The 16,259-nt window shown below is 38.1% G+C and carries 13 protein-coding genes; all 13 read left to right on the forward strand.

Features of this window, described 5'->3' with window-relative positions:
* Positions 1 to 277: 277 nt before the first annotated feature.
* Positions 278 to 1,243, forward strand: a complete 966-nt coding sequence (holA, locus tag VXM77_RS05990) for a DNA polymerase III subunit delta (RefSeq protein WP_338507384.1) — start codon at positions 278 to 280, stop codon at positions 1,241 to 1,243.
* 119 nt (positions 1,244 to 1,362) lie between these two features.
* A complete protein-coding gene (gene typA / locus VXM77_RS05995) occupies positions 1,363 to 3,189 on the forward strand; it encodes a translational GTPase TypA (protein ID WP_161832701.1) in 1,827 nt (608 codons plus the stop codon).
* 234 nt (positions 3,190 to 3,423) lie between these two features.
* Complete coding sequence (locus VXM77_RS06000; RefSeq protein ID WP_338507385.1) at positions 3,424 to 3,966, forward strand: XRE family transcriptional regulator; 543 nt, start codon at positions 3,424 to 3,426, stop codon at positions 3,964 to 3,966.
* A gap of 23 nt (positions 3,967 to 3,989) precedes the next feature.
* Complete coding sequence (potA, locus tag VXM77_RS06005; protein WP_161832703.1) at positions 3,990 to 5,033, forward strand: spermidine/putrescine ABC transporter ATP-binding protein; 1,044 nt, start codon at positions 3,990 to 3,992, stop codon at positions 5,031 to 5,033.
* A gap of 2 nt (positions 5,034 to 5,035) precedes the next feature.
* Positions 5,036 to 5,881 (forward strand): ABC transporter permease, encoded by an 846-nt coding sequence (locus VXM77_RS06010; RefSeq protein WP_161832704.1) that lies wholly within the window; start codon positions 5,036 to 5,038, stop codon positions 5,879 to 5,881.
* Complete coding sequence (locus VXM77_RS06015; protein WP_338507388.1) at positions 5,875 to 6,654, forward strand: ABC transporter permease; 780 nt, start codon at positions 5,875 to 5,877, stop codon at positions 6,652 to 6,654. Before VXM77_RS06010 ends, VXM77_RS06015 begins: the two co-directional genes overlap by 7 nt.
* 7 nt (positions 6,655 to 6,661) lie before the next feature.
* On the forward strand, positions 6,662 to 7,714 hold the full coding sequence (locus VXM77_RS06020; RefSeq protein ID WP_338507390.1) for an ABC transporter substrate-binding protein: 1,053 nt from the start codon (positions 6,662 to 6,664) through the stop codon (positions 7,712 to 7,714).
* A 435-nt stretch (positions 7,715 to 8,149) separates the two neighbouring features.
* Positions 8,150 to 10,357: a hypothetical protein gene (locus VXM77_RS06025; protein WP_338507392.1), complete on the forward strand. Its 2,208-nt coding sequence runs from the start codon at positions 8,150 to 8,152 to the stop codon at positions 10,355 to 10,357.
* 236 nt (positions 10,358 to 10,593) lie between these two features.
* Positions 10,594 to 12,330: a glycosyltransferase gene (locus tag VXM77_RS06030; protein ID WP_338507394.1), complete on the forward strand. Its 1,737-nt coding sequence runs from the start codon at positions 10,594 to 10,596 to the stop codon at positions 12,328 to 12,330.
* A 283-nt stretch (positions 12,331 to 12,613) separates the two neighbouring features.
* A complete protein-coding gene (locus tag VXM77_RS06035) occupies positions 12,614 to 13,624 on the forward strand; it encodes a hypothetical protein (protein WP_338507395.1) in 1,011 nt (336 codons plus the stop codon).
* 14 nt (positions 13,625 to 13,638) lie between these two features.
* Entirely contained in the window at positions 13,639 to 14,250 is a 612-nt protein-coding gene (locus VXM77_RS06040) for a zinc dependent phospholipase C family protein (protein WP_338507397.1), read from the forward strand.
* A 105-nt stretch (positions 14,251 to 14,355) separates the two neighbouring features.
* Positions 14,356 to 15,588: an NAD(P)/FAD-dependent oxidoreductase gene (locus tag VXM77_RS06045; protein WP_338507398.1), complete on the forward strand. Its 1,233-nt coding sequence runs from the start codon at positions 14,356 to 14,358 to the stop codon at positions 15,586 to 15,588.
* Positions 15,589 to 15,665: 77 nt separating this feature from the next.
* Positions 15,666 to 16,220 carry an ECF-type riboflavin transporter substrate-binding protein gene (locus VXM77_RS06050; RefSeq protein ID WP_338507399.1) on the forward strand — a complete coding sequence of 185 codons (555 nt, stop codon included), beginning with the start codon at positions 15,666 to 15,668 and terminating at the stop codon, positions 16,218 to 16,220.
* Positions 16,221 to 16,259: the final 39 nt, after the last annotated feature.

Raw genomic sequence — 16,259 nt, forward strand, 5'->3', positions numbered from 1 at the left:
TTTAGCTAGAATGAAAGGAATGAGCGAAGAGAGGAAACTATCAACATAAAAACTAATGATAAGCGAAAAACACATCATTAGTTTTTTTTATCGTCAAATTTATGAGCGCCCTAATGAGAAATAATATAAAAAATAAAAAATTAGACAATTCTCTAAAAATTTTATTTATAAAAAAACACCCCATATCGTTCACTGAATTTAAAATAAAACTATAAAAATAGGGAAATAAATCAAGGGTCTTTTCTTTTTTATGTTAAAATAAATTCGAGGTGACACTATGGCGATTTATACGATAATTGGCGAACAGGTTGTTTTATGTGAGAAAAAAATACACGAGTTATTGGATAAGCATCAAATTAATTCTTTCGATGCAATTTCTTACGATATGCGCGAAACAACGATTCAAAAGGCAATTTTTGATTTACAGACCGTTGCCTTTTTAAGTCCTAAAAAGGCAATTATTATTAAAAACCCCGTTTTCTTAACAACAAAAGAGGGAAAAGGGGAGCAACCCCATGATCTAAACGTGTTAATGGACGTGTTAGAACATCCTAAAACGGATAATATTTTAATTATATATGCTCCGTATGATAAGTTAGATGATCGTAAAAAATTAGTTAAATTACTTAAGAAAAAGTCAGAGGTCTTTACGTTTGAGACTTATTCGGAGGCCTCATTAAAAGAGTGGGCAAAGCAAAAGCTAGAAAAAGAAGGGGTTGAATGTGAACCAGGGGTTTTAGACTTATTAATTAGGCTTACGCATGCGAAGATTGATACGCTGTTGCAGGAAATTGAAAAGATTATCATTTATTTTATGGATGCTCCTTCTAAAGTGTTAACAGTAGAGGTCATTCATGTCCTTGTAGCGAGACAATTAGAGGATAATGTGTTCTTATTAACGGATGCATTGGCGAAGCGCAAGATTGAAGAGGCGTTTTTAATTTATGAGGATTTAATGACACAAAATGAAGAGCCATTAAAGCTATTAATCTTAATCGCGAATCAATTTCGTTTAATGTCACAAGTCATTGAGTTAAGTCAACAGGGATATCGTGAGGCTGATATTGCAAAGACGTTAAACGTTCATCCCTATCGTGTGAAGTTAATTCACAGTCAGTCCCATCATTTTAACCCTAAAGTTTTAAAAAAATATTTAATTCAATTAGCGGATATGGATTATAAAATAAAAACGGGGATCTTAGATAAGGAGCTAGCGTTAGAGTTATTTATTCTCAATCTGTGAAAATGAAAAGGCTTTGAAAATTTTTTCATATTTTTAAGTCAAAATTTGATACAGAATCGTATGTTTTGTTGTATAATATTTCAGGACAAATTAAAAAATACTCAGTCAGAGGTGACTATATGAATATTAAAAACATTGCGATTATTGCCCACGTCGATCACGGAAAAACGACGTTAGTGGACCAATTATTACGTCAGGCGGGGACGTTCCGTGAGAATGAGGCAGTTGCTGAACGCGTAATGGATTCAAATGATCTTGAGCGTGAGCGTGGAATTACAATTTTAGCTAAAAATACGGCCATTGATTATAAAGACTACCGAATTAACATTTTAGATACGCCAGGACATGCCGATTTTGCCGGTGAGGTTGAGCGTATTATGAACATGGTTGATGGTGTTTTACTTGTGGTTGATGCTTATGAGGGGACGATGCCACAAACTCGTTTCGTTTTAAAGAAAGCGTTAGAGCAAAAATTAACACCGATTGTTGTTGTCAATAAAATTGACCGTCCAGCAGCTCGTCCAGAAGAAGTTGTAGATGAAGTATTAGAATTATTTATTGAATTAGGTGCTGATGATGATCAATTAGAGTTCCCAGTCGTTTATTGTTCAGCGTTAAATGGGACAGCAAGTTTAAGCTCTAACCCTGCTGATCAAGAAGAAAACATGGAAGCTATTTTTGAATCTATTTTAGAAAATATTCCAGACCCAGGGATGGATCCAAATGGGACATTACAATTCCAACCAGCGTTGTTAGACTATAATGACTATGTAGGACGTATTGGAATCGGGCGTATCGTACGTGGAACAATGAATGTTAATCAAATGGTGTCAATCTGTCGCTTAGACGGAAGTGTGCAACAATTCCGTGTAACGAAATTATTTGGTTTTTTAGGATTAAAACGTGTTGAAATTGAATCGGCACAAGCTGGAGATATCGTAGCTATCGCAGGGTTACCTGATATCAACGTTGGGGAAACTGTATGTGAGATTGGAAAAGAAGAAGCTTTACCTATTTTACACATCGATGAACCAACATTAAAAATGACGTTCTCGACGAATTCATCACCATTCTCAGGACAAGAAGGAAAACATGTAACGGCTTCAAAAATTGATGAACGCTTGTATCGTGAAACACAACGAGATGTTTCGTTAGTAGTTGAGCGTGTCGGAACAAAAGAGGAATGGGTTGTTTCAGGACGTGGGGAACTTCATTTATCAATCTTACTTGAAAATATGCGTCGCGAAGGATTTGAATTAGAAGTTTCAAAACCTGAAGTTATTATTCGTGAAATTGATGGTGTTTTATGTGAACCCTATGAATACGTTCAAATTGAAACGCCAGAGGAACACGTAGGTAGCGTCATTGAGGCGATGGGATACCGTAAAGGTCAATTGCAAAACATGATTCATAATGAAAACGGACAAGTACGTTTAATTTATGATGTGCCATCTCGTGCATTAATCGGATTTATGACAGAATTCTTAACGTTGACTAAAGGATATGGAATTATTAACCATACCTTCTCAGACTACCGTCCGATGGAAAAAGGATCTGTTGGAGAGCGTAAAAATGGTGCGTTAGTCTCAATGGAAAATGGAAAATCGACGAATTATGGATTAATGGGACTTGAAGATCGTGGAATCATGTTCATTGAGCCAGGAGCAGCTGTTTATGAAGGTATGATCGTTGGAGAAAATAATAAAGATTTAGATTTAGCAGTAAATGTTACACGTGCAAAACAATTAACAAACTGCCGTTCAGCGGGGAAAGATAACACGGTTGTCTTGAAAAAACCACGTTTAATTACATTAGAGTATGCATTAGAATATATTAATGAAGATGAATTAGTAGAAATTACACCAACTTCTGTTCGTTTACGTAAGAAAATTTTAGATACAAACGAGCGTAAAAAATTCGATAAACGTAAGCGTAACGCTGAATAAGACAAAAAATCCTAGGACTTTATTCCTAGGATTTTTTTGTATAGAATGACGGGAAATCCAAAAAATAAAAAGGGGGATGGAAGATGTAACGGCAGATTCAAATATTTCTCTTTTTAAGGGGAAGAAAAAAATATATTTTTTAGATAGATATTGACAAAAAATTTATTCTCATTATAATTAAATGTGGTTTATTAAAAGTAAACAAATAGTTTAGAGAGGGATCGAGGTGTTAAGATGATTATAGGAGGGAAAATAAGACGTTTACGAATGGAACTTCAACTGACCCAAGAGGAATTAGCTGATCGTACAGAGCTGACAAAGGGTTATATTTCTCAAGTAGAACGCGACTTGGCTTCCCCATCCATTGCAACGCTGGTTGACATTTTAGAGGCTTTAGGAACAACACTTGGCGAATTTTTTGCCGACGAAAAAAAGGATGAAAAAATTGTATTTCAACAAGAGGACGTTTTTATAAAAGAAGAGCCGGATTACGATATGACCATTCGTTGGATTATTCCTAATGCTCAAAAAAATGAGATGGAACCTATTATTATTGATCTTCAACCAGGCGGAATGTCTTATGATGATGAGCCTCATCACGGTGAAGAGTTTGGGTATGTTTTAGAAGGTGAGGTTGAGTTGGTACTCGGCACAGAACGGTATAAGGTTCGACAAGGTGAAAGTTTTTATTATAAAGCTGATGTGGATCATAAATTAAAGAATAATTCAGATAAATGTGCATCTGTTCTTTGGGTGTCAACCCCACCAACATTTTAGTTTGATTTAAGGAGGAGTTTCGTGTGACAAAAACACCGTTAATTGAAATTAAAAATTTAACGAAAGAATATGATGGGGATATTATCTTAAAGGGGATTGATTTAACCATTCATGAAAATGAGTTTGTAACGTTATTAGGTCCGTCTGGGTGCGGTAAAACAACGTTACTTCGAATTATTGGTGGGTTTGATACACCGACTTCAGGGGAGGTTATCTTTAAAGGAAAAGACTTAATTCAAATACCGTCTTATAAGAGAGAAATAAATACCGTTTTTCAAAAGTATGCGTTATTTCCACATTTAAATGTGTTTGACAATATTGCGTTTGGTTTAAGAATGAAAAATGTTCCAGAAAAGGAAATTACAGAACGTGTAAACCGAATGTTAAAAATGATTAAACTTACAGATTTTGCGAATCGTCGGATCGACTCATTATCTGGAGGACAACAGCAACGTATTGCGATTGCTCGCGCACTTGTTAATCGTCCTAAAGTTTTATTACTTGATGAACCCCTTGGTGCGCTAGATTTAAAGTTACGTCAAGACATGCAATATGAATTAAAAGAGATTCAACGTGAGATGGGAATTACCTTTATCTTCGTTACACATGACCAGGAAGAGGCTTTAACGATGTCAGATACAATTGTCGTATTGAACGATGGGTTAATTCAACAAATTGGGACACCAGTGGATATCTACAATGAACCACGTAATCGCTTTGTGGCTAATTTCATTGGTGAAAGTAATATTGTCAATGCGACAATGATTGAGGACTATAAAGTAGAATTTGAAGGGCATATATTTGAATGTGTTGATCGTGGATATAATCCTAATGAAGCAGTTGAAGTTGTTATTCGTCCGGAAGATTTACAAATTGTTGATAAAGAGAAGGGAGCCTTTACTGGGGTGGTTGATAGTGTCATCTTTAAAGGGGTTCATTATGAAATTATCGTCATGGTAGAGGGTCGAGAATACATTGTCCATAGTACACAAAGTGCTGAAGTTGGATCAGTGGTTGGGATGATGGTTGCACCGGCTGATATTCATGTCATGGAGGTAGGAATTTAATTATGCATGAATCAACAAAACGGTTAAGTTATCCATACATTGTCTGGATTTCTATTATTATCATTATTCCAATGTTATTAATTTTCTTATACAGTGTCATTGATCCAAGCGATGGAAATCCAATGGCTTTTCGCTTTACGATTAATAATTATACGAAATTTTTTAGTCCAATCTATATTTCGACGCTTGTTCGTTCATTATGGATTGCTTTATGGTCAACCCTTGCGTGCTTGTTGTTTGGGTACCCTTTAGCTTGGGTGATTGCTCAATGTCATCCCAAAAGACAATCCTCATTATTATTACTTTTTATTATGCCAATGTGGATTAATATGTTACTCCGTACTTATGCTTGGATTTCAATTCTTGGGAAAAATGGAATCTTAAATAATATTTTGGAGTTCTTTCATTTAGCGCCTGTCGATATTATGTATACTGATTTTGCCATTATTTTAGGAATGGTCTATAACTTTTTACCATTTATGGTATTGCCGATTCATACAGCGATTACAAAAGTGGATAAAAATTTAATTGATGCGGCACGTGATTTAGGGGCGAATAATCGTCAAGTTTTCTCTAAGGTCGTGTTTCCACTAACGCTTCCTGGAATTATTACGGGAATCATTATGGTCTTTTTACCTGCTGTTAGTACGTTTGTGATTCCACAGCTATTAGGTGGAGGGCAATTTATGATGATTGGTAACTTGATTGAAAAGCAATTCTTATTAACAGGAAACTGGTATTTTGGTTCGGCGTTATCGATGATTTTAATGATTTTTATTTTATTGTCGATTTGGTTAATGAAACGATTTGATTCAGACGGTCAAGCAGGGGGGGCACTTCCATGGTAAATAAATGGTTATCACGCTTTTACTTAGCGATTATGTTTTTATTTTTATATGCACCGATTGCTGTTTTGATTGTGTTTTCATTTAATGAATCAAAGTCAAGTGGAAAATGGACGGGATTTTCATTGCAATGGTATGAGGAGTTGCTTCAAGACTCTCAAATGCAAACAGCCCTTTTCTATACTGTGATTGTTGCAGTGTTAGCGACGGCAATTTCAACAATTGTTGGGACCTTTACATCAATCGGAATTTTTAAGTTAACGAAGAAAACAAAAGCTTTTGTTTTAAATATTAACTATTTACCTGTTATTAGTCCGGATATTGTATTGGCCGTTGCGTTAATGATGTTATTTAAAACACTTAAAATGAAGTTTGGATTTACGACGATGTTACTTTCACACATTATGTTCTGTATTCCGTATGTGGTGTTATCTGTTCTCCCACGCCTTTACGCGATGAATCCTAATTTAGCAGAAGCAGCCATGGATTTAGGTGCGACACCGATGCAAGCGATTCGAAAGGTCGTTATTCCTGAAATTTTACCGGGAATTATGGCGGGTGCATTAATGGCATTTACGATGTCGATTGATGATTTTGTCATTAGTTATTTTACAGCAGGTAATGGTGTTACTAATTTATCAATTGAGGTTTATTCAATGGCGAAACGTGGAATTCGTCCGACGGTGAATGCGTTGGCAACTATTATGGTTAGCTTCATTCTTGTCTCGGTTTTAATTTCAAATAATTTATCGATTAAAAAGAAAAGGGAGGTTTAGTCATCTGATGAAAAAAGGATTGATGATGGTAGTCGCCTCACTTGTACTAGTGTTAAGTGCCTGTTCAAAGGATAACCGTGAGAAACTTTACGTGTATAATGTAGGGGAGTATATTGACCCTGAAGTATTAAAGATTTTTGAAGATGAATTTGACTGTAAGGTTGTTTATGAATTGTATGATTCAAATGAGACGATGTATCAAAAAATAAAAGCGGGTGGAACGAATTATGATGTTGCCTTTCCATCTGATTACATGATTGAAAAAATGATTCAAGAGGATTTATTAATTCCGTTAGATTATAACTTGATTCCTAATTTTAAATATATTGATGATAAGTATAAGTATCTTCCGTATGATCCAGATAATAAATACTCTGTTCCTTATTTTTGGGGAACAGTGGGGGTTCTCTATGATAAAACAATTGTTGACGGACCAGTCGATTCATGGTCTGTGTTATGGGATGACGCGTATAAAGGAAACCTTTTTATGTATGACAGTCAACGTGACTCGTTAATGGTTGCACTAAAGCTTCTTGGTTATTCGATGAATACGCAAAGTATTGGGGAGTTAGAAGAGGCGAAGCAACTTTTAATTGATCAACGACCGCTCGTGTATGCCTATGTGACCGATCAGGTTATTGATAATATGATTGCTGGAAATGCTGCACTTGCGGTTGTTTACTCGGGAGATGCGACGTATATCATGGATGAAAATGAAAATATGGAATATGTGATTCCAAAGGAAGGCTCAAATATTTGGGTAGATGCGATGGTTATTCCTAAAACGGCTCAAAATGTTGAACTAGCTCATGAGTTTATAAATTTCATGCAACGTCCAGAAATTGCGAAAATGAATACAGAATATGTAATGTATTCAACACCTAATACGGAAACATTAAAAATGGTGGAAGATCAAGAATGGACAAAAAATGAGGCTTATAGTCCCTCTGAAGAATTGTTGGATTCTTTACCAATGGAAACATTCCGCGATCCTGGCGAGTTCATTAAACAATACGATGATATTTGGACTCAGGTTTTGGCCGCTCCGAATCGAAGATAAATTGCTTCACTAAAAAGTAAATTGTTTTGAAAAATCCTAGTCTGTAGATGATACACGTGTCTACATCCTAGGATTTTTTATTTCTACTGTTACTTTTTATGTTTTTTTCACTCGGATTTGTTTATTTTATCTATAAAGGAAGCTTCCTTTCATCAGTTTAAACGTATTTTTCTATTCCATGGGGTATATTTATCGAGATGATTTCAAGTGAAAAATGTCAACGGATTGGGTACCTAGTATTATATAAGGGGAGGTGCTTTGAAGGGGCCCATAACGCCTTTCAAGTATATTTACCTAAAAATAGAAATTTTATGGCGTAGCATTAACGAATGTAGTGCCGAAATAAAGAATGATTAATATAATATCATGTGGCCGATTAGTTAGTCGGTCATATTAATCTAGATTAATTTTAATATTTATAAATGAGGTGAATATATGAATAGCAATTTTGGAAATAATCAAATAAATAGTTTGATTATGATTTCGAATGCCCGCGGAAGCCACCTTTTTGCTAAGTATGGACGTGATGAGTCCCCAATTTTTAAAATAAAAGCGGTTCAAACTGAATTTGCTAAGCCAAAATTACGTTTAACGGTCATGGAAGTCATTTATCCTAGAGACCTTTATCGTGAATTAGATTCACGTGCAGCTGTTTTAATGGCTATTAAGGACGGGATGGCTGTTGTTAAGGAAACGGACACGATGATTACGTTTATTCCCGAAATGGGACAACGATCTATCGTAGTTGAAATTCCTGAGGTAGACTGTGAGTGTTGTAAATTGATTGTTGAAAGTCCCGTTTATGTAAAAGGGGACTGTTCTCAACCAATTAGAGGTCGAGTTGATGTCGATGGTAACTGTCCAGCACGTAACCTTTTCTATGTCTGTCAAAAACCACGTCATGGGATATTAGATTTAGACTGTGAGACGGGGGAATGGGTTTACCAATCAAGATGTGAGGATCCTGAAAGAGATACGTTTGAAATTATTGTTTGGAATGTATCAGGTGGATGGGCAACCCAACGTACGATGATTGCCTGTGAGTCACAGCCTGAGGTCATCGATGTTAACATTCTAAATACCCCATTAACGATTGTTGCTGAATATCCAATTGATGTGAATGTGGCAACGCTTCCTCCAGTCGTTGTTCGAACAGAAGGAGAGGCGTTAGCCGTCGATGTTGTTGGAATGGCGAGTGTCACCATTGATGGAGCAGTAGAAGTAACAGGGTTAAATGTCGAGTTTCCAGACGTCATGACGGTGACGACAGCGGGTGATGATGCGTTAACTGTAAACGTAATAGGAGTTCCTAGTGTAACGATTGATGGACCGGTTCAAGTGTCTGGAATTGAAATTAGCGGATTAGAATTGACCTTCCCAGACGTCATGATGGTAACAACAGCGGGTGATGGTCCATTAGCAGTCAGTGTCACAGGAGTTCCAACAGTTACGTTAGATGGAGCAGTAGAAGTGACGGGAGTAGACATTAAGTTCCCAGACGTCATAATGGTAACAACAGCGGGTGATGGCCCATTAGCAGTCAGTGTCACAGGAGTTCCAACAGTTACGTTAGATGGAGCAGTAGAAGTGACGGGAGTAGACATTAAGTTCCCAGACGTCATGACGGTAACAACAGCGGGTGATGGTCCATTAGCAGTCAGTGTCACAGGAGTTCCAACAGTTACGTTAGATGGAGCAGTAGAAGTGACGGGAGTAGACATTAAGTTCCCAGACGTCATGACGGTAACAACAGCGGGTGATGGCCCATTAGCAGTCAGTGTCACAGGAGTTCCAACAGTTACGTTAGATGGAGCGGTTACAGTAACAGGTGTCGATATTGAGTTCCCAGACGTCATGACGGTAACAACAGCGGGTGATGGCCCATTAGCAGTCAGTGTCACAGGAGTTCCAACAGTTACGTTAGATGGAGCGGTTACAGTAACAGGTGTCGATATTGAGTTCCCAGACGTCATGACGGTAACAACAGCGGGTGATAGTCCATTAGCAGTCAGTGTCACAGGAGTTCCAACAGTTACGTTAGATGGAGCAGTAGAAGTGACGGGAGTAGACATTAAGTTCCCAGACGTCATGACGGTAACAACAGCGGGTGATGGTCCATTAGCAGTCAGTGTCACAGGAGTTCCAACAGTTACGTTAGATGGAGCAGTAGAAGTGACGGGAGTAGACATTAAGTTCCCAGAAATAATGACGGTAACAACAGTGAAAGATGAGTCATTAGCGGTAAGTGTAACTGGGACACCGAGTGTAACTATTGATGGGCCAGTTACACTTACTCCTTATGGTATTTATACCGCATCAACCGAGTTAGGCGATATTGCTGGTGGTGCAGATGCGCAAGCCTTATTTGATACATCTAAATCGATTGATCAAACAATTTTTGTTAAAATCCGCCCTGAAGGAGTCACAGCCTCTATCCAACCAATTGTTATTCCTGCAGGTGATACGGAAACTTATGCATTAGGGGATCCAATTCAAAAAGCTTCAAACTTTGCCTTTATTAATACAACACCGGCAAGTAAAGTTGGGGTTAAAGTTACTAATTTAGGAACTGGTGGAGCGGCTACTCCATTATCAAACCCAGTAGTAACAATTGAATCACATGAGCCTGTTGAAACAGAGTAACTCCATCATTAAGCAGTTGTGTTGAAGGTATTAAATAAGTTCAACGGCTATAAAACTCGTGGGAAATACACCCGTATTTTTGTGTAGATTCTACGAGTTTTAATTTTTATGGTAGATAGGTGTGAGGACTTTAGGATTTTTATAGTAAAAGAATGAGCATTTAAGCAGTGGTAGCATATGATAGAAGGAGGATACATGGCTAAAAAAATGGGGGACATTAAGTTGGGGGTGTTGGGATGGAAACGAAGCCTTCCGTGAGTTTATGTATGATTGTGAAAAATGAAGAGTCCTGTTTAGAGAAATGCTTGATGAGTATGCAAGGGTTGGTCAGTGAGGTTGTGATTGTGGATACGGGATCAAGCGATCGAACTGTTGAGATTGCTCAAAAATACCATGCTGTCGTTAAACACTATCAGTGGGAGAACGACTTCGCAAAGGCCCGCAATTACTCACTTTCTTTTGCGACGCAGGAGTGGGTTCTTGTGTTAGATGCTGACGAATATTTAAGAGAAAGTGATCGTGCTTTATTTCAGTCGGTACTATGTGAAAAAGATGTAGATAGTTACTACATCAAAACACTCAGTTTTACGGAGGATAATAGTCCTCAAAGTTGTGTGATTAATTTAAATCACCGACTCTTTCGGCGAAATAGAGGGTTTTATTATAAAGGTGCGATTCATGAACAACTGTTAACAAATCAGACTGTTAATTCCCAATTTTCGGAGATTGGGTTTTACCATACAGGATATTTGAAAGAGGTTGTTAATGCGAAAAAGAAACCGTTCCGAAATAAGCTTATTTTAGAAGAGGTATTGAAAGCAGAGCCTGATAATCCGTTCCATCAGTTTAATTATGCCAATGAGCTTGTTCAATTAAATCGTTACGAGGAGGCTATTTATTACTATAATAAGGCATATGAGGCAACTGATTACCAGAAAGGGTATATGCCAAAGTTAATGATTTTTAGAATTAATACTTTACTTGCTAATAAGCAAAGTCAGGAAGCTCTAGCGGCTGCAGATGAAGGTATTAAAATTTATCCTCATTTTACGTATTTAATGTTTATTAAGGGAACCATTGAAGAACAGCTGGGGTTCCCAACGCGAGCCATTCGAAGTTATGAGGCTTGTCTGACACTCGGTAAGCCAGGGGCACAATTCGAGTTTGCTAGCGGGGCGGAAGGGTTATGGCCACATTTGAAATTGGCGACTCTTTATGAGTATTATGGTGATTATGAGATGGCGATTGACCACTACAAAAAATATTTACTGCTAGATTCTAGCCAATATAAAATCGTATACTCGATTGCTGCTTGTTTAAGGAAAATGGGCGTGACGGATATGGAGTTAGCCCGGGAATTAGAAGTCTATTTACCTCAAACTCATGTGAGTTATCAGGTGCTTTTGATTGATGTGTTGATGAAGGAGAAATGTTACGAGCTGGCACAAAGCTATCTTGAGAAAAGTCGGCCACTTGAAAGAAGTTCACAGCTTATTTACCTGTATGGAAAAAATCAATTTTATCGTGGGAATTATGAAGAATGTCATAAATACTTCAAGCAGTACATCCCCTTTGACAGTTTTCAAACCGTGGAACGCTATTATTATTTAATGTATCTGATGACTAAACAGCAAGACTATGATTTTGTAAATTTACCTTACTCTTCGAACTACCGTGAAATAAATGATCATTTAGAGGGGGCGGATGCCGCCCCATTGACAAATGAAGGGTGGGGGACACTTCGCTTGTTACTTGAGGAATTATTAATGTTACCAAATGAGGAGTACTTAGATCAGGTAGAGGGTATCGTTAGTCCACTTTTAACCCTTCATCAGCGTGAGGAACTTCTTCAACTTTATTTAAAACACCAGGCCTGTAATTACGTGCAAAAACAATTGACGCTTTATCTGACCCAAGGAGGAATCTTAAATATCGCTATGATTCGATTGCTAAATCAACGGTGGCAAGATTAAACATTTAAAAGCCGTAAGGATTTGAAAGCGGACTAAAAAAAGGGTGAAAATCATGGCACTTCCCCTGCATGCTGGGGGCGATAAGCAATAGTAATGATTTTTTAGTGTCCGAGAGAAGGATCCGAATAGGTGCCCTTTAAACTCTAACACACCTGATTCATATGAGGCTTATCGATTATTAATTAGGGAGATAATAATTTATATTCCGCATTTTAAAATTCCCTTTTTGATAAGGGTTATGATAAAATAAGAGGGATAAGAGACTTTTTAGGGGGATAGTGTCATGACTGAACAACCAAAAGCATTAGAAATATTACCGTCGTATTTAATAGACCTAGTTTATTTTTTAGAGTTATTAGTCGGGCCGCCATCGGTATTGACAACTACTGAAGAAGAAAAGTGCCTCCATTACTTTGAGGACTGTTTAAGTGATTATGCAAAAGAAGAAATCAAACGTATTCAAAAGGTATTGCCGAAAAATAAAACAGTTTCCGAACTTGTCTTGCCACTTATTTTAGCAGATACTGATTTTGAAAACTTTCAAATGACCGAGTTATTAGAGGGAAATCGATATTTGATTTCGTTATATAAAAAATCGCCCGATTATGTCAAGGCGACGAAAGATTATAAAAAGTTCATCGCAAAGGATGCGCAAGAATTGATGGGTGCTTTAATGATGATTGTCGCCGAGTTAGAGCGAGTTCATTTCAAACGCTTCTGGCTAGAAAAGCGATTACCGCAAATTAATGATCAAATTCGAGCTTATGAGCAAGGAAAGGATGTATTGACCTTGATCGAAAAGGTCAATGAGGAGTTTGATTCACCGTTGTTGTCTTACCAACGTGTCTATTTGTTAAGTTTTAATGTAAACTCATCTGTCGTTAAGGTTGGAGATGTGGTGTTAGGTTCTCCCCGACTTAATCAATCAGAATTTATTCATTCCTTACTAGAATGTTGGTTGGCTCCAATCGCGTTGGAGCCATTCATTAAACCACTAGTGCGTCGTTTGAAAAAAAATAAAGAACTTATTAAACAATATAAATTAGTAAAGCCTTGGCATCGCACGCTAGAGGGATATTTGGCTTTTAGTTTGAAAATTGCTTTTAGTGCCTATCTTGCCGAAAAATTTGGCGCTTTGGAAGAGCCGCTTGTTTACTTAAAAGGGAAGAACCAACGGGCCTTACATTACTACGACTGGATGACCTTATATCCGAAAGAACGTGCGCAAAAGCTAGAGGACTACCTTGTATCTAGTCTGTTAGCGATTGAATTACCAGAGGAAAAGAGGGGATAAGGATGCCGTCACCGGTGATTCATTTAGATCTTTTAGTGAGGTGGTGTGCATTAACCCATCGCTCACTTACTTCTGAGCTCGTCCTTGGGGCCATTAGTCCAGACGCGATTCATATCCGGGCGAATCAGACCTGGTCGGACAAGGCGAAAACACACTTTTACGAAGAAACAGAGGTGAGTTACGTATATGCATTAAGTGTCGCCCGGCAACAGCTAAAAGAGGTATCCGCCGACTTTTTAATGGGATATTTGATTCACCTTTATACCGATTATGTGTGGCGTGATCAAGTGTATGCTCCCTACTTTCATGCCCATAAAGACCACATTCCGAGGCAGACATTATACGATTATTATTATCACGATACGGCTCAGCTCGACCAACTTGTTCTATCTCAAGCCAGCTGGTTAGCGGACATGCGCAGTTGTTTAACAAGCATTCATTCAACGGACATTGTCATGCCCTTGTTAACCCCCCAAGAGTTAATGGGGTGGAAAGACAAAGTTCTAATTCGGGATTTAGCGTCGCTAGGTGAGAGGGAAGAACTTGGTGTTCTTTCGTTAGCGAATATTAACGGGGTTTGTGAGGAGATTTTACGTCAGTTAGTCCACCTTTTTGAAAAAACCTAAGCAGGATGCTTAGGTTTTTTTCTTGCATAAAGAAGTGGGCTCGTGATAAACTAAATTCATCAAATTTTGTTGATAAAAAGTTGAATATCATTGGAGGATAGATGCTTGAAACAGTATGACATAATCGTAATAGGCGGTGGACCTGCCGGATTATTTACCGCTATTGGGTGTGCAAAAAAAGGTCAGCGGATTGCTCTTTTAGAAAAAAATAAGTCCTGTGGCCGAAAGTTATTGATGGCCGGTGCAGGAAAATGCAATATTACGCAAGCCGGGGATATGGATCATTTTTTAACGTGTTATGGTGAGAATGCTCGTTTTTTAAAACAAGCTCTGCTAGCTTTTTCAAACGAGGAGTTATTAGATTTTTTTAGAAAAAGAGGGTTAGAATTTATCACGACAGAAAAAGGAAAGGTCTTTCCAAAGTCATTGAAGTCACAAGATGTGCTTCGGGTGTTAGTCGATGAATGTGAGCGACGAGGGGTTGAGATTTATTATGAGCATGCGGTGCAATCGCTAATTAAAGAGCAGGACATGTTTGTGGCAACGACAAATAAAGGGAAGTTTATGAGTCGCGTCGTTGTCATGGCAACGGGTGGACTTAGCTATCCGCATACTGGCTCAACAGGAGATGGCTATGTCTTTGCAAAGCAATTTGGACATAAAATTGTGCCAACTAAACCGGCATTAACGCCACTCAAAATAAAAAATTACGCCTTGGCTGATTTATCGGGAACATCATTTGAGGAGCTGTCGTATACGCATTGGCGTGGGGGGAAGAAGATTGGCACGTATCAAGGGGACTTTTTATTGACGCATTCTGGGGTATCTGGACCAGGGATTATTAATTATTCACGATATATACAGTCGGGTGATGTCATTAAGTGTAATTTCGTGGGGGTGGATTCGATTGAGGATTTTCGAAGTCAGTTGACGAAGGCACTAAGTGAAGGAAAGAAGACACGAGTGAAAACAATTGTACGGAATCTTCCGCTAACGAAACGGTTCGCGGATAAGGTCCTTGAGTTGTGTGAGATTGATGAGGAGTTAAAGTGTGCCGAGTTAACGAAGGTCACGCGGCAGAATTTGTTGATGGCGCTCACTGAATATGAAATGGAGATTAAAGAGCTTGGGGGATATCATGTGGCGATGGTGACAACGGGTGGGGTTTCCATTAAAGAAATCAAGCCTAAAACAATGGAATCGAAAAAGGTGTCTAATCTCTATTTTGTCGGTGAAGTGTTAGATATTGATGGGGATACGGGTGGATATAATATTCAGGCAGCGATGTCAATGGCTTATTTGGCGGCCAAGGCGATTAGCGAGCAAAAAGGGTCTTAGTGTTCACTGTTGACAGAATAAATGAGGATGGCTATACTTAAGATAAGGAAATTTGTCGGTAAAAAGGAGTCTCCAACATGAAAAAAACTCATTCTATAAAAACAGTGGTAGCAATTGGGATTGGTGCGGCAATTTTTGTTGTGCTTTCACGATTTGCATCCATTCCTTCGGGAATTCCTAATACAAGTTTAGAAACAGCTTATGCTGTTTTGGCCTTAATTGCCGTTCTTTATGGCCCACTCGCGGGGTTTGCGACGGGATTGATTGGTCACTTTCTTAAAGATGTCCTTATTTTTGGATCCCCTTGGTTTAGTTGGATCATTGCTTCGGCGATGATTGGTCTTGTCCTGGGAATGTCTTCTAAAATGCTTAAAATTGAAGATGGTTATTTTGGAATGAAACAAATAATTTTATTTAATTTCACGCAGATTTTCGCTAATATTGTTGGGTGGTTTATCGTCGCTCCAACCCTTGATGTTCTTATTTATGCTGAACCTTTGGATAAAGTTTATTTACAAGGGATGGTGGCTGGATGTGCGAATATGGTGACCGTGGGGATTTTGGGATCGCTTTTAGTGAACGCTTATGCGAAAACGCGGATTAAAAAAGGAAGTCTCGTGATAGAAGATTAATTCATGAGCAATCAGTGATTACTTCTTCAAGGAAGGGTC

Source organism: Turicibacter sp. KK003 (assembly GCF_037014675.1).
GTDB lineage: Bacteria > Bacillota_I > Bacilli_A > MOL361 > Turicibacteraceae > Turicibacter > Turicibacter faecis.